The sequence below is a fragment of the Orrella sp. 11846 genome (assembly GCF_048820935.1).
Taxonomy (GTDB): domain Bacteria; phylum Pseudomonadota; class Gammaproteobacteria; order Burkholderiales; family Burkholderiaceae_B; genus Algicoccus.
In genome coordinates, this window is sequence record NZ_JBMERD010000003.1 from 138262 (window position 1) to 157652 (window position 19391).

General features: G+C 50.9%; 19 protein-coding genes. 11 read left to right on the forward strand and 8 right to left on the reverse strand.

The annotated features are described in order from the left end of the window. The first annotated feature begins 8 nt into the window (after positions 1-8). The 3 genes from ACOI06_RS03605 (at position 9) to ACOI06_RS03615 (ending at position 3462) form a co-directional block, all read left to right on the forward strand. On the forward strand, positions 9-692 hold the full coding sequence (locus tag ACOI06_RS03605; RefSeq protein WP_420661138.1) for an aminotransferase class IV: 684 nt from the start codon (positions 9-11) through the stop codon (positions 690-692). Positions 693-695: 3 nt separating this feature from the next. Continuing rightward, entirely contained in the window at positions 696-1892 is a 1197-nt protein-coding gene (locus tag ACOI06_RS03610) for an MFS transporter (RefSeq protein ID WP_420661139.1), read from the forward strand. An 85-nt stretch (positions 1893-1977) separates the two neighbouring features. Then, complete coding sequence (locus ACOI06_RS03615) at positions 1978-3462, forward strand: protein adenylyltransferase SelO (RefSeq protein ID WP_420661140.1); 1485 nt, start codon at positions 1978-1980, stop codon at positions 3460-3462. 7 nt (positions 3463-3469) lie between these two features. Here the strand turns inward: ACOI06_RS03615 and ACOI06_RS03620 are convergent, their stop codons facing one another. Further along, a complete protein-coding gene (locus ACOI06_RS03620; protein WP_420661141.1) occupies positions 3470-4000 on the reverse strand; it encodes a hypothetical protein in 531 nt (176 codons plus the stop codon). Positions 4001-4147: 147 nt separating this feature from the next. On the opposite strand from ACOI06_RS03620, the gene ettA reads away from it, so the two are divergent. From ettA to ACOI06_RS03635, 3 genes are all read left to right on the forward strand, one after another. Next, the gene (gene ettA, locus ACOI06_RS03625) at positions 4148-5821 is read left to right on the forward strand and encodes an energy-dependent translational throttle protein EttA (protein WP_420661142.1); all 1674 of its coding nucleotides are present in this window, start codon (positions 4148-4150) and stop codon (positions 5819-5821) included. A 229-nt stretch (positions 5822-6050) separates the two neighbouring features. Next, positions 6051-6353 (forward strand): helix-turn-helix domain-containing protein, encoded by a 303-nt coding sequence (locus tag ACOI06_RS03630; RefSeq protein WP_420661143.1) that lies wholly within the window; start codon positions 6051-6053, stop codon positions 6351-6353. Then, the gene (locus ACOI06_RS03635) at positions 6350-7585 is read left to right on the forward strand and encodes a type II toxin-antitoxin system HipA family toxin (RefSeq protein WP_420661145.1); all 1236 of its coding nucleotides are present in this window, start codon (positions 6350-6352) and stop codon (positions 7583-7585) included. The genes ACOI06_RS03630 and ACOI06_RS03635 overlap by 4 nt, the downstream gene beginning before the upstream one ends. Before the next feature lie 169 nt (positions 7586-7754). On the opposite strand, the gene minE is transcribed toward ACOI06_RS03635, so the two are convergent. The 4 genes from minE to ACOI06_RS03655 all read right to left on the reverse strand — a co-directional run bounded on the left by minE (position 7755) and on the right by ACOI06_RS03655 (position 11513). Continuing rightward, a complete protein-coding gene (gene minE, locus ACOI06_RS03640) occupies positions 7755-8024 on the reverse strand; it encodes a cell division topological specificity factor MinE (protein WP_420661146.1) in 270 nt (89 codons plus the stop codon). Continuing rightward, entirely contained in the window at positions 8024-8839 is an 816-nt protein-coding gene (minD, locus tag ACOI06_RS03645) for a septum site-determining protein MinD (protein WP_420661147.1), read from the reverse strand. The genes minE and minD overlap by 1 nt, the downstream gene beginning before the upstream one ends. Positions 8840-8946: 107 nt before the next feature. Next, positions 8947-9744, reverse strand: a complete 798-nt coding sequence (gene minC / locus ACOI06_RS03650; RefSeq protein WP_420661148.1) for a septum site-determining protein MinC — start codon at positions 9742-9744, stop codon at positions 8947-8949. A gap of 5 nt (positions 9745-9749) precedes the next feature. Next, positions 9750-11513 (reverse strand): glutamine--tRNA ligase/YqeY domain fusion protein, encoded by a 1764-nt coding sequence (locus ACOI06_RS03655; protein ID WP_420661149.1) that lies wholly within the window; start codon positions 11511-11513, stop codon positions 9750-9752. Positions 11514-11627: 114 nt separating this feature from the next. Here ACOI06_RS03655 and ACOI06_RS03660 point away from each other — a divergent pair, with 114 nt between their 5' ends. The 3 genes from ACOI06_RS03660 to ACOI06_RS03670 are packed head-to-tail and all read left to right on the forward strand — an operon-like array spanning position 11628 to position 15417. After that, complete coding sequence (locus ACOI06_RS03660) at positions 11628-12806, forward strand: cytochrome ubiquinol oxidase subunit I (RefSeq protein ID WP_420661150.1); 1179 nt, start codon at positions 11628-11630, stop codon at positions 12804-12806. After that, a complete protein-coding gene (locus ACOI06_RS03665; RefSeq protein ID WP_420661151.1) occupies positions 12803-13843 on the forward strand; it encodes a cytochrome d ubiquinol oxidase subunit II in 1041 nt (346 codons plus the stop codon). The genes ACOI06_RS03660 and ACOI06_RS03665 overlap by 4 nt, the downstream gene beginning before the upstream one ends. Further along, complete coding sequence (locus tag ACOI06_RS03670; protein ID WP_420661152.1) at positions 13840-15417, forward strand: RecQ family ATP-dependent DNA helicase; 1578 nt, start codon at positions 13840-13842, stop codon at positions 15415-15417. Before ACOI06_RS03665 ends, ACOI06_RS03670 begins: the two co-directional genes overlap by 4 nt. Here the strand turns inward: ACOI06_RS03670 and ruvB are convergent. Further along, the gene (gene ruvB, locus ACOI06_RS03675) at positions 15414-16475 is read right to left on the reverse strand and encodes a Holliday junction branch migration DNA helicase RuvB (RefSeq protein ID WP_420661153.1); all 1062 of its coding nucleotides are present in this window, start codon (positions 16473-16475) and stop codon (positions 15414-15416) included. The genes ACOI06_RS03670 and ruvB overlap by 4 nt on opposite strands. Before the next feature lie 104 nt (positions 16476-16579). Between ruvB and ACOI06_RS03680 the strand changes: the two genes are divergently transcribed. After that, positions 16580-17578: a threo-3-hydroxy-L-aspartate ammonia-lyase gene (locus tag ACOI06_RS03680; RefSeq protein WP_420661154.1), complete on the forward strand. Its 999-nt coding sequence runs from the start codon at positions 16580-16582 to the stop codon at positions 17576-17578. Between the two features lie 109 nt (positions 17579-17687). Next, positions 17688-18224: a carboxymuconolactone decarboxylase family protein gene (locus tag ACOI06_RS03685; RefSeq protein WP_420661155.1), complete on the forward strand. Its 537-nt coding sequence runs from the start codon at positions 17688-17690 to the stop codon at positions 18222-18224. Positions 18225-18233: 9 nt separating this feature from the next. Here the strand turns inward: ACOI06_RS03685 and ruvA are convergent, their stop codons facing one another. Both ruvA and ruvC read right to left on the reverse strand, forming a co-directional pair. Further along, a complete protein-coding gene (gene ruvA, locus ACOI06_RS03690; protein WP_420661156.1) occupies positions 18234-18812 on the reverse strand; it encodes a Holliday junction branch migration protein RuvA in 579 nt (192 codons plus the stop codon). Continuing rightward, entirely contained in the window at positions 18809-19390 is a 582-nt protein-coding gene (ruvC, locus tag ACOI06_RS03695) for a crossover junction endodeoxyribonuclease RuvC (protein ID WP_420661157.1), read from the reverse strand. The genes ruvA and ruvC overlap by 4 nt, the downstream gene beginning before the upstream one ends. Between the last annotated feature and the right edge of the window lies 1 nt (position 19391).

Sequence of the window (19391 nt, forward strand, 5' to 3'; positions counted from 1 at the left end):
TTGCCGCAATGGCACAAACAACAGCGACGTTTGATTTGATTGAAACCATGCGCGCCGATGCGCAAGGTGTCATTGATTTGTGGGATCTGCATATGGCACGTCTGCGTGACTCGGCACAAGCGCTGTCCTATCCGCCGATCAGTGTTGCGCAGGTGCAATCACAAGTCCAAGAGGCCCTCCAAGTTGCAGAAAAAAACCTAGAATCAGGCTCAACCCCATCGCAATGGCGTGTGCGTTTGTTGTTATCTACGACTGGGCAAATCACGGTTGCTGCTTATCCACTGGCACCCTTGACACAGCCTCAGCGGGTGGCGTTTTCTGAAGTGACCCTACAAAGCGATGAGCGTTTGTTGCAGCATAAAACGACCTTCAGACCTTGGTATGAAAGTGCGACAGCCTGGCTGGCGAATCACACTGAGTTTTTTGATGTGATTTTTTGTAATGAGCGTGGCGAATTGTGTGAGGGCACTCGCAGCAATGTGTATGTTTACGACGATGGGCAATGGTTCACACCACCAAAACGATGTGGTTTGTTAGGAGGCGTGTGGCGAGCCCATTTGTTACAAACAGGACAAGTTCAAGAACGCGTGATCCGTTGTGAGGACTTGACACCACAGACTTCGCTTCGGCTCTCAAACGGCTTGCGAGGCTGGTTTGATGTGGTGCCTAAACTTGGTACCCGGGTGGCCTAACTCATGCTGGCCGCGGTCCTTGGGATTGGTCAGATTTTGTCATGGGGAACCTTGTGTTTTGGGTTTCCGCTGATTGCACTGGGGATGGAAGCCGAGCTGGATTGGTCCAAATCTGAGATTTATCTGGGTGTGACCATCAGTATGGTGATGACAGCGGTGTTTAGTTTTCCTGTGGGTCTGCGCATTGACCGTGGACAGGGGCGCTGGATTTTGACTGGGGCGTCGTTGTTGATTCTGCCCGTTTTAAGCTGGTGGGCCGTCACCAGCAATCTGGTTGCGTTCTACGTCATCAGTGCGTTCAGTGGCGTTTTACAAGCGGCCTTGTTGTATGAGCCCGCATTTGCCGTGTTGGCGCGTAGAGTCGGTGCATCCCAGGCCCGTGCCGGGATTACGCAAATCACACTCTGGGGTGGGTTTGCATCCACTGTGTCTGTGCCCTTGGTGGCTGCTTTGATTGCTTGGTCTGACTGGCGCACGACTTTGATCATTCTTGGGGTGATCAATGCGCTTTATGCCATCGTGTATTTCGTATCGATCCATCCGGATCGAGATGTGGAGCAGGCCACGGATAACACGATGCGCCAAACGCATGCTGCCCGCGACCGTCAAATCGTTCAACAAAACTTGCGCCGATCGGCCTTCTGGATGCTGTTGTTGTCATTGACGTTTTATGCTGGTAACTTTTCTGGATTGGCCTATCACATGTACCCATTGCTGGAGTCCAAGGGTTTGAGCGCAACTGATGTCGTCATCATCATGGCTTTGATTGGTCCGGCTCAGGTACTGGGCAGAATCTTGGTAACTTGGCTCGCTGCAGACCGATCGTTGAGTCAGATTGGGGTGGTGCTCGCCTGTATGTTCCCGATTGTTTTTATGTTCTTTTATCCAGCTCAGGTAAATTTTTGGGTGATGGCGGCTTTATGTGTGACGTATGGGTTGGTCAATGGCACGTTTACGATTGTTCGCAGTCTCATGGTGCCTGAATTGCTCAGTCCGCATGCTTATGGTGCCTTAAACGGCATCATCACGGTGTCAGGCACGTTGGCGCGTGCCGCCGTGCCTTTGGCAGCAGCCTGGGTTTGGTCTTGGCAGATGTCGTATCAGCCGGTTGTTTTGTTGCTCACCGGGTTAAGCGTCCTCATGATGGTGACGTTCTGTTTGGCTGTTTGGCAGGCGCGGCGGTCTCCTTACATGGATTGAGGTTGCTAGGAGGGGCTTGAAAGGTTCTCTCGGTGCTTTGCGTCACAATGGACTTAGACGTTAATTTTTGTTGTAGGTGTTGTTTATGAGTCAATCGTTGAACTGGAATTTTGATCACAGTTATGCGGGTTTGCCGGCTTTGTTTTTTGTGGAGCAAGCGCCTAAAAAAGTGAAACACCCGCAGCTCATTGAATGGAATCACACGCTCGCGGATGCGTTGGGGCTCAACACCGAAGGTTTGACGGCGGATGACTTGGCCATGGTGTTTAGTGGGCAGCTTTTACCTGAGTATGCCAAGCCTATTTCACAGGCCTACGCAGGACATCAGTTTGGTCACTTTACGATGCTCGGCGATGGCCGTGCGATCTTGCTGGGCGAGCATCTAACCCCTAGCGGGGAGCGAGTGGATATTCAGTTCAAAGGATCTGGGCCCACGCCATTTTCTCGTCGAGGTGATGGTCTGGCGGGTTTGGGGCCGATGTTGCGTGAGTACCTGATCAGTGAAGCGATGCATGCTTTGGGGATTGCGACGACCCGATCTTTGGCGGTCGTGCGTACAGGTGATCGTGTCTGGCGCGAAGATGTGCAAGACGGCGCAATTCTGACTCGCGTGGCTTCCAGTCATTTGCGGGTTGGAACATTTCAGTATGCCGCAGCTCACGAAGAGCCTGAGGCCGTCAAGGTGTTGATCGATTATGCGTTAGAGCGACATTTTCCGGATGAAATTCGTGCCGATGAGCCGTCGGCTGTGAGTTTGTTTCGGGCAGTCATGACGCGTCAAGCCGCGCTGATCGTGGACTGGATGCGTGTGGGTTTTATTCATGGTGTGATGAATACTGACAACATGACGATTTCTGGCGAAACCATTGATTACGGACCTTGTGCGTTTATGGATCATTACGATCCAAATATGTATTTCAGTTCCGTTGATCGACAGGGACGTTATGCCTTTGCCAATCAGCCACCGATTGCGCAGTGGAATCTGACGCGCTTTATCGAAGCATTGCTTTCAGAAATCTGTGAGGATCCAAGTGATGCCGTTGAGCCTGCCAAAGTATTGCTCAGAGAGTTTGAGCAGATGTTTCAGACTGGTTGGCTGCAGATGATGGGCAATAAGCTCGGTTTGTTGCAACCTAAGGAAGAAGATCGGCCGTTGATTGATGATTTGCTGGCTTTGATGCGCACCCATCGTCTGGATTACACCAATACATTCATCGCCCTCATGCAGACGGTGCAGCCCGATCAGATTCCAGAGGCGGTACAAGCGCAAGAGATTACGCAAGCACTGTCAACGTGGATGCCACGTTGGCAAGCTCGGTTGGCAGAGCAGTCGGTGTCAGATGCCGAGGTGTTTGCTGAGATGTTGTACAACAACCCACTGTATATCCCGCGCAACCATCTAGTTGAGCAGGTTTTGGAGGCAGCGACTCGACATCAAGACTTTGAGCCATTTGATGAACTGATGGATGTGTTGTCGCAACCGTATACATTCCAACCAGGACGAGCCTCGTTTATGCAAGCAGCATCGCTAGAAGCACAAACGATGCATCGAACATTCTGTGGAACGTGAGGCCTAATCAGTGGCGTGTATCGTTGGGACCAGGGCCAGACGCATCCAGTAAATCCAGATCGCAGTCATCGGAGTCATCACCATCTGAATCGTCGTCCTCATCAGAGTCGTCGATTTCAGGTTCGCTCAATGAAAAAGGCAGCAGTGAGATCAGGTCGGGTGCAGCATCAAAGATTTCGCCTTCTTCATCCAGTCTGATATAGCGTTCCTCTGGGTCTTCTGTGAGCTCAATGGCCCAGAGAAACGCACAATCGAAAGGACCGTCTGAAGCGTCAATGCCGCCTTGCTGACCCAGCATGCGGGCATTGGACCCACCCATTTGGACATGTAAAACCGATTGATCGTCAGTCTCTTCGTCTTCGCCTAGTGCGCGTGCAAAAATTACCCATTCACTGTCTTCGTGGTGACCAACTTCAGCCAGAACCACACAGCCCATATAAGCGCTGAGTGCATCGGCCGTTTGTCCGAGCATGACCAGCTCAGCGTCCGTGAATCGTAAGGTGGGTGAGGGGTGTGTGGATACAGGGGGTGTGGACATAGGCAAATCGGGTTTTAAGTGGTTTGTTGAATTAAGGAATTGCTCCAGTGTAAAGCAATCGTGCGTGCGATGCGGATGTTTCAGTCTAAGCATTGGCAACGACTACAATACGCGCATGTTCAATGTTCGTTCATGGTGACTACTTCAATGTCTCAATTTGTTTTTACGATGAATCGGGTGAGCAAAACAGTGCCCCCGAAGCGACAGATCCTACGGGATATTTCTCTGTCATTTTTTCCAGGTGCCAAGATTGGTGTGCTGGGATTGAACGGTTCTGGTAAATCGACTTTGTTGAAGATTATGGCCGGAGTCGATACCGAGTTTGAGGGCGAAGCTCGCCCAATGCCTAATCTCAACGTGGGTTTTTTACCGCAAGAGCCCCAGTTGAACCCAGAACATACGGTACGTGAATCGGTGGAAGAGGGTTTAGGTGCCGTGTCAGCAGCCCGTAAACGCTTGGATGAAGTGTATGCAGAATACGCAGATCCCGATGCGGATTTTGATAAGCTGGCCACTGAGCAAGCTGAGCTCGAAGCCATTATTGCAGCGGCAGCATCTAGTGGTGCCGATGACATTGGCACACAAATGGAAATCGCTGCTGATGCCCTGCGTTTACCCGATTGGGATGCCAAGATTGAACATTTGTCTGGCGGTGAAAAAAGACGCGTGGCGCTGTGTCGCTTGTTGATGTCCAAGCCCGATATGTTGTTGCTGGATGAACCGACGAACCATCTGGATGCAGAAAGTGTGGATTGGTTGGAGCAATTCCTGCAGAAGTTCCCCGGCACTGTCGTGGCAGTGACGCACGATCGCTATTTCTTGGATAACGCCGCGCAGTGGATTCTTGAATTGGACCGAGGTCATGGCATTCCTTGGAAAGGGAACTACAGCTCTTGGCTTGAACAAAAAGAAGACCGTTTGAAGCAAGAGGAGTCTACGGAGTCTGCCCGCCAAAAAACCATCAAGCGCGAGCTGGAGTGGGTACGACAAAACCCGAAAGGACGTCAAGCCAAAGCCAAAGCCCGTATGGCGCGTTTTGAGGAACTCTCCTCGCACGAATACCAAAAGCGCAATGAAACCTCGGAGATCTTTATTCCCGTGGCCGAGCGTCTGGGTAATGAAGTGGTTGAGTTTAAGAATGTGTCTAAAGGGTTTGGCGACCGATTGTTGATCGATGATCTGAGCTTTAAAGTACCTGCCGGTGCGATTGTCGGAATTATTGGTCCGAACGGTGCGGGTAAGTCCACCTTGTTCCGTATGATTACAGGACAAGAAAAACCGGACAGTGGCGAAGTTGTCTTGGGTCAAACCGTCCAAGTTGCCTCAGTGGATCAATCCCGAGAAAGTCTGGAAGATGGCAAAACAGTTTTTGAAGCGGTTTCGGATGGGTCCGATCTGCTGACGATTGGTCGCTTTGAAATGCCTGCGCGTGCCTATCTGGGTCGCTTTAACTTCAAAGGCAGTGACCAGAATAAGCCTGTCGGTGCGTTATCGGGTGGTGAGCGTGGCCGCTTGCATTTGGCAAAAACCCTGATGCAGGGCGGCAACTTGTTGCTGCTGGACGAGCCGTCTAACGACTTGGATGTGGAAACACTGCGTGCACTTGAAGATGCCTTGCTAGAGTTTGCCGGTTCAGTCATGGTGATCAGCCACGATCGCTGGTTCTTAGACCGAATTGCCACGCATATTCTAGCGTTCGAAGGTGATTCTCAGGTTGTCTTCTTTAACGGGAACTATCAGGAGTACGAGGCCGATAAGCGTCAGCGTCTGGGTGAGGCCGGTGCTGCGCCTAAACGCATCCGCTTTAAGCCGTTGCGTTAAATCGATACGCATCAGCCTATCTGATGGATCAACAAATTTCCCAATTCTGAAACCAGGATTGGGCAGTTTGTTTTAAGCTTCAAGTTGTTCACTATTATTTCCATAATATCTAAAAATGAAAAATATAGTGAGTAGTATTAATATCAAATCAATTGTTGTTTTTCTATTCAAATATTAATTTGTTCATTATAATTATCATTGTTTCCACAAATGTAAATTACAGTGAACAATGTCTGCTTCAAGAACTGCAATTGTTTTTCCGAAGTATCGAGATGCTTTGGCTCTCTTAGGTGAAAACATTAAGTTGGCACGTAAGCGACGTAAGCTGACCCAGACGCTCATCTCAGAACGTACGGGAATCAGCCGAGTCACATTGCGCAAAATTGAACAAGGTGACCCCACCGTTTCTATGGGACATTATGTGGCTGTATTGGCGCAACTCGGACTTGTGAATGATCTTACACAAGTTGCGCGTGATGATGAGTTTGGACGCAAGCTCCAAGACATCGCACTCTTAAGGAAAAAGCCATGAGTCGTCAGGCTCTCGTCTATGCGGACTGGATGGAACTTCACGGACCGCAGTTGGTTGGCACTTTGCGCTCAACTCAGATACGCAACCATGAACACTTTAGTTTTAACTATGATGCCGATTGGTTGCAATTGCCGCAAGTGCTACAGGTCGATCCAGAACTCCAGTTGTATTCTGGTGAGCAACATAGTCAAAACAATAAAAACTTTCGTGCGTTTCTAGATTCATGTCCAGACCGTTGGGGACGGATGTTGATGAGAAGACGAGAGGCGCTACAGGCAGCCTCTGAAGGCCGTCGCGCTCGAAGCCTACATGAAATTGATTACTTGCTGGGTGTGCATGATTTTTATCGTCAAGGAGCATTGCGATTCAAAGCGACGCCTGAGGGCGCGTTTTTGGACGATGATGAACGATTAGCTGCACCACCTTTAGCGCAGCTCAAAGAGTTAGAGCATGCCGCTTGGCAAGTTGAAACTCAGAATACGAGTGACCCTGATTATGCCAAATGGCTGTACATGCTGATGTCACCCGGCTCTTCGCTGGGTGGTGCGCGACCCAAGGCTAGTGTTGTAGACGTCCACGGTTCACTCTGGATTGCGAAGTTTCCAAGCCGTTATGACGAGTATGATTTGGCCGCATGGGAGTTTGTGGTATATCGATTGGCGATTGCTGCGGGTATTCAAATGTCGAGTTGCCGAATTCAAAAATTCAACAGCGCTTGGCATACGTTTTTGACCCAACGTTTTGATCGTTTGCCATCAGGCAGACTTCACTTTACGTCTGCGATGACGCAATTGGGGTATTACGATGGAGATTATGAAGCCAGCTACTTGGAGTTGGTTCAGTTTTTGACGGAGTATGGCAGTCGAGTCACCCAGGATCTTGCACAGCTTTGGCGGCGAATTGTATTTAATATTGCCGTTTCAAATACGGACGATCACTTGCGTAACCATGGATTTATTTTCAGTGAGGGCGGCTGGCAACTCTCACCCGCGTACGACATCAATCCGACTTTACACGCACAAGGCCTGCATTTGAATATCGATACAACGGACAATCGTTTGGATTTTGATTTGGCGTTAAGCGTGATCGACTATTTTCAGCTCAGTAAAAAAGACGCCGAAGACATTTTGCAGCAGGTTTGTAAGAGTGTTCGGAACTGGCGCACTGAAGCGAACGCCATAGGCATTCATCGTGCTGAACAAGATTTGATGGCAGATGCCTTCAGGTATTAGCTTCTTGTCACTTATTGCGCGCCGCCGTCAGTCACTTTCAAGGTGAGAAAGAACGGCAGCGCGCGATGACCGCAGCTGGTGACTGCAGTTGAATGCAAGGATTAGTGATTTTTGCACTTTGTAGTGCTCTCTAAGCAGGCGTTAATTGATACCTGCGTGATACCTGTGCTTAGGCGCTCGGTTCATCCTGCGGCATTTCGATTTTGACTTCGAGAACCTCCAGATCGTCCTGACGCTCCAGATGGACACGAATGTCATCTGGGTTCACCTTGACGTATTTGGAAATCACTTCGACCAGCTCTTTTTGAAGTTGCGGCAAAAAATCAGGCGACCCTTTGCTGCCACTGGTACGTTCGCTGGCAATAATGATTTGTAAACGCTCTTTGGCGACGCTGGCAGAGGTTTTTCTCTGACCCAGTAAAAAGGACAGAAAGGACATTACTTACCTCCCAGCAAGCGCTTAAATAAACCAGGCTTCACATAATCAACAAATTTCAAGGGGCGCTCTTCACCCAAGTAGCGGGCAACGACATCGTCATAAGCTTGTGCCACATCCGTGCCTTTCAGGTGAATGGATGGGATACCTTGGTTAGAAGCCTGAAGAATGGCTTCAGATTCAGGAATGACGCCAATCAGTTGGATGCGCAAAATGTCTTCGATGTCTTTGAGTGACAGCATCTCGCCTTCTTCAACCCGTTTGGGGTTGTAGCGAGTCAGCAAGAGAAACTCTTTCACAGGTTCCTCGGCATTGACAGCGCGGCGTGATTTTGCGGACAGAATGCCCAGAACGCGGTCTGAGTCACGCACAGACGACACTTCAGGGTTAGTGACGACAATGGCGTCATCCGCAAAATAAGCAGCCAGTAATGCGCCCGATTCAATTCCGGCCGGTGAGTCGCACACGATGTATTCAAAGCCCATTTCTTTGAGCTCATCAATGACTTTGCCGACACCTTCTTGAGACAAGGCGTCTTTGTCACGGGTTTGCGAGGCAGGCAGAATAAAGAGGTTTTCTAATTGTTTATCTTTGATCAGGGCTTGATTCAAAGAAGCTTCACCTTGAATCACGTTCACGAAGTCGTAGACGACGCGACGCTCGCAGCCCATGATGAGGTCGAGGTTGCGCAGACCGACGTCAAAGTCGATGACGACTGTCTTGTGACCTCGCATCGCCAAGCCCGAAGAAAAACTGGCACTGGTCGTGGTTTTACCGACCCCGCCTTTACCTGAAGTAATTACCACAATTCGAGTCATGGCACATATATCCTGTTTTGTTTGATGATAAGTGTAATGAAATGCAGAAGCTTCTGTGTTTTAGGGTATCAGATACGATCTGCTGATCATTCATTTTGTTGGGTATTTTAAGCGCTTAGCGACGTGATGCGTAAAGTTTGACCATTTAAATTAATCATGGCGGGTTTTCTGGCAACTTCTGTCTCGAGTGGTCCGTCAATAACCCGATAAACACCGGCAATCGCCACGAGTTCGGCATCGAGGCACGTTGTAAAAATCCGTGCCTGTGCATCCCCGCGTGCACCGGCCATCGCTTTGCCTCGCAAAGGGCCGTAAATGTGGATGTTGCCATCTGCAATGACTTCGGCACCTTGGCTGACCACGCCCATGACAATCAAATCAGTATGGCGCGCATACACCCGTTGTCCTGACCGCAAAGGCCCCTGAACCACTAGCGTGGGTTGCGCTGCAGCAGGTTCAGCTGTGGGTTTTGCTTGTTCGGGTTGCTGAGCCACACGTTCGGGTTTGCTGATATCAACGGCCGGAACAGGTGTATTGGCTTCAACGGGTTGGACGACTGAAGCCGCGGTTTGCGTGGCGGTGGTTGTGCTGGGAGTTGCCCCAGACAGCTCTACACTGTGCAATCCGGCTTCAATTAGGCTGTTTGCCAGTTGCTCGTTGGTGACTGCGCCAATCACGGGAAGTCCGTGCAGCACAAATGCCTGCGTTAAACGCGCCCAGTCCAGCGGTGCGGTCAGTTCACTGACATCGAGTACAACGGGCTCGCCCTTAAAAAAACTACCGGCTTGCGCCATACGCTGATCCAGATCGGTCAGTACGTCATCAAGGTTCTGGCTGCGAATGACGGCGCGAATCGCATAAAGCGTCGCGCCTTTAAAATCGAGGGGATTCACACTATCTGTCATGCTGTTCAATTGGTGCGCTTGGCCCAGTTGTCCTTCAATGTGGTGATGCGGTTAATAACGATAGAGCCATCGGCGCTTTGAACGTCATCGTACGCAAAATAGCCTAAGCGTTCAAATTGCCAGGGACCTGCGTGAAGGTCAACGCCCGGTTCGAGCCAGCCTTGGACGGTCTGCATCGAGTCTGGATTTAAGAGCGCCAGAAAGTCTTCTTCACGCTCAGGGGCTTCATCCAAGAACAAACGATCGTAGAGCGCAAACTCAACTGGAATGGCGTGTTGCGCGCTCACCCAAGTGATGTTGCCTCGGACTTTGACACTGTCTGAACCTGGTGTACCACTGCGTGTGTCGGGCAAGTATTCGGCGTGTACTTCAATGACTTGGCCGTTTTCATCTTTGACGCAACCTGTGCAACGCACGATATAGCCATACTTCAAACGGACTAAGTTGCCCGGAAATAAGCGGAAGTATTTCTTGGGCGGCGTTTCCATGAAGTCATCACGTTCAATCCAGAGTTCACGGGTGAGCATGAATTCTCGTTGACCCGCCTCTTTATTGTGGGGGTGACGGGGCGCCGTACAAAGCTGTGTTTGATCTTCAGGCCAGTTGGTAATGACCAGTTTTAACGGATCCAGGATGGCCACGGCACGTGGTGCGATGGGATCTAAATCATCACGCAAGGCTTGTTCGAGCACGCTGTAATCAATGCGGGAGTTGGCTTTAGAAACACCGGTGCGCTCACAAAACAGTTTCAATGAACCAGGGGTGTAACCACGTCGGCGCAAACCGGCGAGTGTCGGCATACGGGGATCATCCCAACCACTGACGCGCCCGTCTTGAACCAATTTGAGCAGTTTACGTTTACTGGTAATCACATGATTCAGGTTCATTCTTGCGAATTCAAACTGACGCGGCAAGGGTCTCGCTAGACAGCCTAAATCAGCCAGTACTTCCAGAGTCCAGTCATAAAACGGGCGCTGATCTTCGAATTCCAGTGTGCAAATACTGTGCGTGATGCCTTCGAGGGCGTCTTCGATTGGATGTGCCCAGCTGTACATGGGGTAAATACACCAGTCGTTGCCCGTGCGATGATGCTCAGCGTGACGAATTCGATAAATGACAGGATCCCGAAGGTTGATGTTCGGAGACGTCATGTCGACTTTTGCACGTAAGGCCAAACTGCCGTTTGGATACTTGCCTTCGCGCATTTCTTGAAACTTCTGCAGTGACTCTTCGACTGGACGATCACGCCAAGGACTGTTGGTGCCTGGTGAGGTGAGTGTGCCGCGAGTTTCACGGATTTCATCGGGGCTTTGCTCATCGACATAGGCATGACCTGCTTTGATCATTTCAACGGCAAAGCCATACATGACTTCAAAGTAGTCACTTGCAAAAAACAAGTGGGACACACCGTCTGTATTCCAGTCGTAACCTAGCCAGTGCACGGCATCAATAATGGCGTCGACGTAGGTTTGTTCTTCTTTTTCTGGGTTGGTGTCATCAAAGCGCAAATGACAAATGCCGCCATATTGCTGGGCTAACCCAAAGTTTAGCCAAATGCTTTTGGCGTGACCGATGTGCAGAAAGCCGTTGGGTTCGGGCGGAAACCGTGTACGAATCCGTGCTGTGTCCACAGGCGCTTGCTGTAGCGAGGCCAGTGTGGCAGGTGGCAATTGCCAGCGTTTGCCTTCGAATTTGTTGTTTTTGAGGTCAGTGTCAATAATCTGACGTATAAAATTGGATGTAGGTGCACCCGAAACTGGATCTGTCATAGAAAAAAGAATAACTCTTGAATCAAGGGGTATCAGGACGTAAAGTCGTCACCAGAAGCAAATTAAGACCACATTTTGCCATGACACGACTACACTGTTGATCCTATGGAGAGTATGCGCTCAATTATTATGCAAACGCAGCTGGGAGTGCCGTGGGTACTGACCCAGCTTTTTGTGTCTTTTTTACTAGGTCTAGCCTGGATGCTCTGGGCGTGGCATTGGCGTTCTGACGGGCACGTTCGGCCCACTTTTCAGTTCTGGTTACGCACGTTCGCATTGACTGCTTATAGCGCATTGGGTGTGGGTTTTCTGACGATGATGCTCACGGCCATCACCTTGCCGATCTCCGTTGAACGGGTGGGCAATGTGCTTGGGCCTTGGCTGCTCTTGGTGGTTTTACTGGCATTCGTTTTAAAATCCACGAGTTTTGGGGTGATGCTTTATAGCCGTCACCGCGTTTCAAGCACTGCCTTTAATTTTAACCTTTTGGTAACGGCCATAGGGTTGACCATGATCTTATTGGCGCTGACAGTCATTCAGAGTTGGTTGCGTGTTCCTGTTGGGGCGACTTGGCTAGATGGTCAGTTTCGGGTTCACGACTGGTTTGAGATTGTTTTTAATCATCAGTTCTTTGTACAGCTGTCGGTTTTTGTTGCGCAGGTTTTGATTTTGCTCTCCTGTGCATTGCTAACGGTCTGGACTAGTCAGCGATTCAGACAGCCAGACAATGAACCAAGCTTGGCTCACCGTTTAGCGGCTGGTCTGATCGGTCTTTTAGGTCTTCTTGTTTTGGCTTGGGGACTATTTGCCGTTGCACTTGGTCAATGGCCAACAGGACACACGCTCATTTCGTTACTCACGCAGAGTCAGGCTCGAGTCGAATTCAGAGCAAATCTGGGTGCAGATTTGTTGCTGATGTTCAGGGTTTTAGCTTTGATTTGGTGTTGGCATTTGGCCATCTTGTGCGTCATGTTTTGGCAACTCTCAAAAAGTCGGCGCGCACAAGTTTTAATGTACCCAAGGTTTGTGGCTTTGTCGGGGTTAACAGGCCCTGTGTTGCTTGTGTTGACCTGGCTTTTTTTGCAGAGCAATCTGCGTGACGTGATGGGCACAGAAGGTTTGTCACAGATTCAGGCCTTAGTCAGTCCGGTGGGGATGAATGAATTGTGGATCGGGTTCGTATTGAGTCTGGGCCTGGTGCTGATGATTGTGTGGGGCTGGTTTGGTTTGATTAGACATGCACTCAAAGAAGGCATTGTGCCTGTTCATCGTTCTGGGGTGAGGTTGTCATGATTGGGACACTAGCCGCTTCGATGGGGTTGGCTGCCACAGATCCGATGTTCTGGATGCCACTGATGCTGTTTGCATTTGTGATGTTTTTGCTGGCCGGACTCGTGGTGCTCGATGGTTTTGATGTGGGGTGTGGTTTGCTGCTCCCTTGGAGTCGCGAAGCGTCGCGCGCACGACTTTTGGATGCCTTGACTGGATGGCGTGCACCCAATGAAGCATGGGCTTTATTGCTGTTCGGGGTGTTTATTGCGGGCTTCCCCTTGGGTTGGGTACCGGTCTTCGATGGTCTGTTCCTGCCGATCTTGTTGTTTATGACAGGCGCTATCTTACGCAGTGTTGCCTTTGAGTTTCGCGCCCGTGCCAGCATGAGTGCGCAGACGCACTGGAATCGAGTGTACGGCTTGGGCGCATACGCCAGTGCTGCAGGTTTGGGTTTGTGGCTCGTGCATTACGCACACATTAGTGACAGTGGTGTCCATGGCTGGTTGTTTAATGCATTGGTCATCTTTGGTGTCGGCGCAAACTGCGTTTTGTTGGCCAGTTGCTGGGTGCTGACTTGGGGAACAGATTCGGAGCGCAAGCAAGCAGCAAATCGCGGTTTGATGGTGATTCGCTGGGTGGCTGCTGCTTTGATTGCCGTGTCTTTGGTGTTGATGCTTTCGAGTCCCGGTATCTACTATCGATGGATCCACGGCACGATTGGAGTGACTAAGCTCTTTGTTTGGTGGCTATGGCTCTTGGGCTTGTTTGTGGCACTGGAATTAACCTTGCGTCGTTCTCGTGAAACCAACCAACCGGTGAGAAGTTTGCCGCTCTTTCTGGCAGCGTTGATCAGTGTGTCTTTTTTACTCGGTCTGGCATTTAGTTATTTTCCGTATCTGGTGCTTGACGAGTTCACTGTCTGGGATGCGGCGGCTGCCCGTGAGTCTTTGCGCTGGGTGATTGCGGGACTGGTGGTGATCACGCCGATCTTGTTGGTTTCGAACGTGCTCGGTTATGTGCGCTTGTTTAGACCCCGTAGTGTGCGCGAAACCACATGACCGAAATGCCATTGCTCACAAGCCTGCAAGAACAGGCTGCTCAGGTATTGTCTGAGGTTTTTGGATTCGATCATTTCCGATCGTCGCAAGCCGATGTCATCGCCCACGTCTTGGGCGGTCAGGATGCCTTGGTGTTGATGCCCACAGGTGGTGGAAAATCACTTTGCTATCAGGTGCCTGCGCTTGTTTTGCCGCATGTGACGGTGGTGGTGAGTCCATTGATTGCTTTGATGCGTCAGCAAGTTGCTGATTTGCGTGCATTGGGTGTAGCTGCGGCCAGTCTGGACTCCACGCAAAGTGCTGACCAGAATCGGCAAACTGAACAAGCGCTGCGATCTGGTGAAATTAAGTTGTTGTACGTGTCGCCAGAACGTTTGCTGTTAGAGCGCACGTTGCGCTTATTGTCTGAAGTCAAGATTTCATTGTTTGCGATTGATGAAGCCCACTGCGTGTCGCAATGGGGTCATGATTTTCGGCCTGAGTATCAACAGCTGGCGGTTTTGGCGCAACGCTGGCCACAAGTTGCCTGTATTGCACTGACAGCCACCGCAACGCCTAAAACTGCGCAGGATATTTTGCAGGGACTAGCATTGCCTGAAGCGCAGGTGTTTCAGGCAAGTCATGATCGACCTAATATCTATTACGAAATCGTGGTGCGTGATCACTTGCGCACGCAACTGGTGCAGTTTATTCGTCAACAACAAGCGCGTTTTGGGGTGGAGGCATCGGGCATTGTGTACTGTGCATCACGTGCCCGAGTTGAGCGAATTACGCAATGGCTAGAACAAGCAGGGATTCGTGCGCAGGCCTATCACGCGGGTTTGGATGCTCAGCAGCGCATTGAGCGCGAGCGAGCTTTTTTGACGGGTGATGTGCCTGTCATGGTGGCGACTGTGGCTTTTGGGATGGGGATCGACAAACCCGATGTGCGCTTTGTGGCGCATACCGATGTGCCCCGCTCAATGGAAGCCTATTTTCAGGAAACAGGGCGAGCAGGTCGTGATGGACAACCGAGTCATGCTTGGATGCTGTGGGGGCTGGAAGATGCCACACGCTTAAATCACGTCTGGCCGACTCAGGATCCTGGCTTTAGAGTCGCTCAGGCTCAAGCTGCGGGTCAAGCGATGTTGGCGCTGTGTGCGCGCTCTGAATGCCGTGTGCAGGCATTGCTAGCGCATTTTGATGAGCAGATTCAGCACTGTGGGCATTGTGACCGGTGTTTATCACTCGATCAGTCAATTGAGGTCACGATCTATGCACGTATGGTTTTGTCAGCGATCTACCGATTGTGGCGCGAACGTGGTGAGCGCTTTGGGGCTGGTCACATTAGTGACATTTTGCAAGGTCGATTCACAGCACGTGTGAAAGCCTTGCAACATGACACGCTGACAGTGTTTGGAGTGGGTCGAGATCTCAAAGCCACCCAATGGCGTCGTCTGATGCTCACCATGGTGGGGCGTGGTGACTTGGTAATGGACGATGAGGGTTATCGCACACTCGCAATGACGGATCAAGGGGTGCGTTTACTCAAAGGCGAATCTCAGTTCTGGATGCAACAGCGCGACCTGTCTTAAAAAAGCTCTGAGACGTCGGTTTTTGGGCCACCTGATAAGCCCAGATGTAACCAAGTCGTTTGAGTCGCAATCCGTCCTCGCGGTGTACGTTGCAACAACCCATTCTGAATCAGATAAGGCTCAATCACATCTTCGATGGTGTCTCGGTCTTCACCGATGGCGGCTGCTAGACTGTCTACTCCCACGGGACCACCATCAAACTTTAAAACAATCGCTTCGAGTAATTTGCGGTCCATTAGGTCTAGGCCTTTGTGGTCCACATCCAGCATGCACAAGGCTTGATTGGCAATGTCAGCCGTGATTAAACCGTCAGCACGGACTTGTGCGTAGTCACGCACACGCCGCAAGAGTCGGTTGGCAATTCGAGGTGTGCCGCGGGATCGACGGGCGATTTCACGCGCGCCATCTTCGCTCGCGTCGGCCTGAAGCAGAGCTGCACTGCGTTTGACGATGTGGGTCAGTTCATCGTGTGTGTAAAAGTCCAGTCGGGACACAATGCCGAATCGGTCACGCAATGGATTGGTGAGCATGCCAGCGCGTGTCGTCGCACCGACCAAAGTAAAAGGTTGTAGATCGAGTTTGACGCTGCGTGCGGCAGGGCCTTCACCGATCAGAATGTCAATCTGAAAATCCTCTAATGCGGGATACAAGATTTCTTCGACAACAGGCGATAAACGGTGGATCTCATCAATAAAGAGAACGTCATTGCGCTCCAGATTGGTGAGTAAAGCCGCCAGATCACCCGGGCGCTCTAAGATAGGCCCTGAGGTTTGACGCAGATTGACACCCATTTCATAGGCCACGATGTGCGCCAGTGTTGTTTTTCCTAGCCCAGGAGGGCCGAATAACAACACATGGTCAAGCGATTCTTCGCGTGCGCGAGCTGCTTCGATAAAAATTTGTAATTGTTCACGTACCGCTTGTTGGCCGACATACTCATCTAAAGCCTTGGGGCGCAAGGCGCGTTCGATGGAAGCCTCGTTGTTAGAAACGGGGGCCGGACTGACAATTCGGGGTTGTGAATCGTGACTACTTAGGTTGTCGGATTGTATGCTCATGATCAAAACGCGCAAGAAGATGCGAACAATCGTACACTACACAAACAAATAAGTCGTCAGTATCCAAGTGGGATCTGGCTTGTACGAATTATTGGATGGTGATTATGACAGATTCACAGAGTTTGAAAGTGCCGACCTTTGCGGATGTGGCACGCGCTGCGCAAACGATACGCAGTGTGGTTCACAAGACTCCAGTCTTGCAAAGTCGGGACATTAACCAGCGTGTCGGTGCGCAGGTTTTCTTTAAGGTCGAAGCGTTTCAGCGCACAGGTGCCTTTAAAATCCGTGGCGCGTATAATGCACTGGCCAACCTAAATGCAGATCAGCGCCGTCGAGGTGTCGTGACGTATTCATCTGGCAACCACGCGCAAGCGGTGGGGCTCGCAAGTCAACTGGTGGGCGTACAAGCCACCGTTATCATGCCAGAAGACGCACCCCCTTTAAAACGGATGGCCACCGAAGGTTATGGTGCCAAAATCGTGACTTATAAGCGTGATACAGAAGATCGCGAAGCGATTGCCCGTGAGATCGCTGCGCAAACTGGTGCCACGATTATCCCGCCCTATGACCATCCGATGGTGATGGCTGGACAAGGCACAACAGCTTTAGAAATGATTGAGAAAGTCGGCCATCTGGACGCACTGATCACTCCGCTGGGCGGTGGTGGTTTGTTGTCAGGTTGCGCCATTGCCGCTAAGACTTTGTCACCAGACTGCAAAGTCTATGGTGTTGAGCCTGAAGCAGGTAACGACGTACAGCAATCATTTAAGGCAGGCTATCGAATTCATATCGCGCCTCCACGTTCAATTGCTGACGGTGCACTCACGACGTCTGTGGGTGAGTTGCCGTTTGCCGTGATTCAGAGTCATGTGTCAGATATTTTTACTGTGACTGATGAACAACTGATTGAAACGATGCGCTGGTTTGCACATCGCCTCAAGGTCGTGATTGAGCCTACGGGTGCGTTGGCGACAGCTGCACTGCTCAATGGTCTGGTGCCCTTGAAACCAGGCAGCCGTGTCGGTGTGGTGGTGAGTGGTGGGAACGTGGATCTGACATCTTACGGCCCATGGATTGCACAACCGTCAGAAGGCATCATCTGATTGTCATAAAGACGGCATGATGATTCAAAACAAGGTGTGATTGAACACATACAGGCTGTTGAGGTGAGACGGCCTGTGTCCTTGTGTATAAATTTGGAGGAGAAACTAGATGGCACGTATTCCTTATGCAGACCTGACACAACCCGAAGTTCAACCTTTGGTTGAGCGTTTTATTGCTGAACGTGGTGAGGTATTACATCTGTACCAGATGTTATTGCACAGCCCACCAGTGGCTGCAGGTTGGTTAACGTATCTGACGGCTATTCGCCAGCAATGCCAACTTTCAGCGGCTTTGCGAGAGCTTGTGATTATGCGAGTTGCCTTGATCAATGGGGCGCCTTACGAAGCCGATCAACATCGACCCATTGCACTTAAAGAAGGAGTGACTGAAGCGCAACTGAATGCGCTCGATGATTGGCAAGCAAATCGCGATGTTTACGATGACACGCAACTGGCTGTATTGGCCTATACCGATGCGATGACGCGTGATATCCAAGTGCCTAAAGACGTCGCAAAAGCGGTTCGAGACATCTTTGACCACCAGCAGCTTGTGGAGCTCACAGCCACCGTGGCAGCCTACAACATGGTGTCCCGCTTCTTAGAAGCCATGGGGATTCACTCAGACGATGAGCGCGAAGACGTTTAAAGTCGCGCTCTAGCGGTTCATTTGTTTTAAGACCTGCCGGATCCCTTCGGTGACATCGATACCTTCTGGCAGGTGTTTGATGGCTTTGGCCGATTCTTTTTCTGAATAGCCCAGCGCCATAAGCGCTGCCTGCACTTCTAATTGTGCGGGCAGTGTCGCATTCACAATGCCAGTTGTTTCATCAGGCTGTCCCAGTTTGCCCTTGAGCTCAAGTAACAGACGTTGAGCGGTTTTTTTACCAATACCGGGGACTCGAACGAGCAGATCGGCTTGCTGCGTTTGAATGGCCAGTGCCAGCTCAGAGACGGACAGACCGGACAGCACAGCCAGTGCAATTTTTGCACCAATGCCTGTCACTTTGATCAACTCTCGGAATGTGTTGCGTTCTTCTGCCGTGGCAAATCCGTACAGAAGCTGAGCATCTTCGCGCACGACCATGTGGATGAGAAGGGTGACGGTATCACCCACCTGTGGCAGATTACAAAACGTGCTCATCGGCACATCGACTTCGTAACCAATGCCCTGCACATCGATGCCGATACGTGGCGGAGATTTTTCATAAAGCTGACCGACCAAGCGTCCAATCATGATTCCTGAGTTCCTGGTAAATGAGTGAGTCGCAGACGCGAAGCCCGTGTGCTACTGCGTCCGGATCGAGTGTTGCGCTGGGACCAACCGAGTTTTTCAAGATGACCCAGCATAGCGCCTGTGTGTGCATGGCAAATCGCACAAGCCAGTGCGTCAGCAGGATCAGACGGGGGAGCAGACGTTAAACGCAGCAGGCGCTGCACCATTTCTTGAACCTGCTCTTTGCCAGCTTTGCCGTAGCCTACAACGGATTTTTTAACTTGCAGGGCCGTGTATTCATGAACGTCTAGACCGCTGTCGGCTAAAGCACATAAAGCGGCACCTCGTGCTTGTCCGAGCAAGAGCGTGGATTGAGGGTTGGCATTCACAAATACAATTTCTAGCGCAGCCAGGTCGGGTTTGGTGTCCTGTACGACCTGTCTGAGCCCGTCTAGAATGATTTTGAGGCGCTGGGCAAGGGCAGCCTGTGGGTCAATGACGATCGTGCCACTGGCAACGTATTTCAGTGCCTGACCCTGAACATCGATCACACCAAAACCTGTGCGACGTAGCCCAGGATCGACACCGAGAATTCGCATG

Excerpts from the sequence above, each read along its gene's own strand:
- ACOI06_RS03685 (WP_420661155.1), top strand. The coding sequence starts at position 17,688 with ATGGCACGTATTCCTTATGCAGACCTGACACAACCCGAAGTTCAACCT.
- ruvC (WP_420661157.1), bottom strand. The coding sequence starts at position 19,390 with ATGCGAATTCTCGGTGTCGATCCTGGGCTACGTCGCACAGGTTTTGGT.
- ACOI06_RS03655 (WP_420661149.1), bottom strand. The coding sequence starts at position 11,513 with ATGACAGATCCAGTTTCGGGTGCACCTACATCCAATTTTATACGTCAG.
- ACOI06_RS03660 (WP_420661150.1), top strand. The coding sequence starts at position 11,628 with ATGCGCTCAATTATTATGCAAACGCAGCTGGGAGTGCCGTGGGTACTG.
- minC (WP_420661148.1), bottom strand. The coding sequence starts at position 9,744 with ATGACAGATAGTGTGAATCCCCTCGATTTTAAAGGCGCGACGCTTTAT.
- ACOI06_RS03605 (WP_420661138.1), top strand. The coding sequence starts at position 9 with ATGGCACAAACAACAGCGACGTTTGATTTGATTGAAACCATGCGCGCC.
- ACOI06_RS03635 (WP_420661145.1), top strand. The coding sequence starts at position 6,350 with ATGAGTCGTCAGGCTCTCGTCTATGCGGACTGGATGGAACTTCACGGA.
- ettA (WP_420661142.1), top strand. The coding sequence starts at position 4,148 with ATGTCTCAATTTGTTTTTACGATGAATCGGGTGAGCAAAACAGTGCCC.
- minD (WP_420661147.1), bottom strand. The coding sequence starts at position 8,839 with ATGACTCGAATTGTGGTAATTACTTCAGGTAAAGGCGGGGTCGGTAAA.
- ruvA (WP_420661156.1), bottom strand. The coding sequence starts at position 18,812 with ATGATTGGACGCTTGGTCGGTCAGCTTTATGAAAAATCTCCGCCACGT.
- ACOI06_RS03670 (WP_420661152.1), top strand. The coding sequence starts at position 13,840 with ATGACCGAAATGCCATTGCTCACAAGCCTGCAAGAACAGGCTGCTCAG.
- ACOI06_RS03665 (WP_420661151.1), top strand. The coding sequence starts at position 12,803 with ATGATTGGGACACTAGCCGCTTCGATGGGGTTGGCTGCCACAGATCCG.
- ACOI06_RS03610 (WP_420661139.1), top strand. The coding sequence starts at position 696 with ATGCTGGCCGCGGTCCTTGGGATTGGTCAGATTTTGTCATGGGGAACC.
- ACOI06_RS03620 (WP_420661141.1), bottom strand. The coding sequence starts at position 4,000 with ATGTCCACACCCCCTGTATCCACACACCCCTCACCCACCTTACGATTC.
- ruvB (WP_420661153.1), bottom strand. The coding sequence starts at position 16,475 with ATGAGCATACAATCCGACAACCTAAGTAGTCACGATTCACAACCCCGA.
- ACOI06_RS03680 (WP_420661154.1), top strand. The coding sequence starts at position 16,580 with ATGACAGATTCACAGAGTTTGAAAGTGCCGACCTTTGCGGATGTGGCA.
- minE (WP_420661146.1), bottom strand. The coding sequence starts at position 8,024 with ATGTCCTTTCTGTCCTTTTTACTGGGTCAGAGAAAAACCTCTGCCAGC.
- ACOI06_RS03630 (WP_420661143.1), top strand. The coding sequence starts at position 6,051 with ATGTCTGCTTCAAGAACTGCAATTGTTTTTCCGAAGTATCGAGATGCT.
- ACOI06_RS03615 (WP_420661140.1), top strand. The coding sequence starts at position 1,978 with ATGAGTCAATCGTTGAACTGGAATTTTGATCACAGTTATGCGGGTTTG.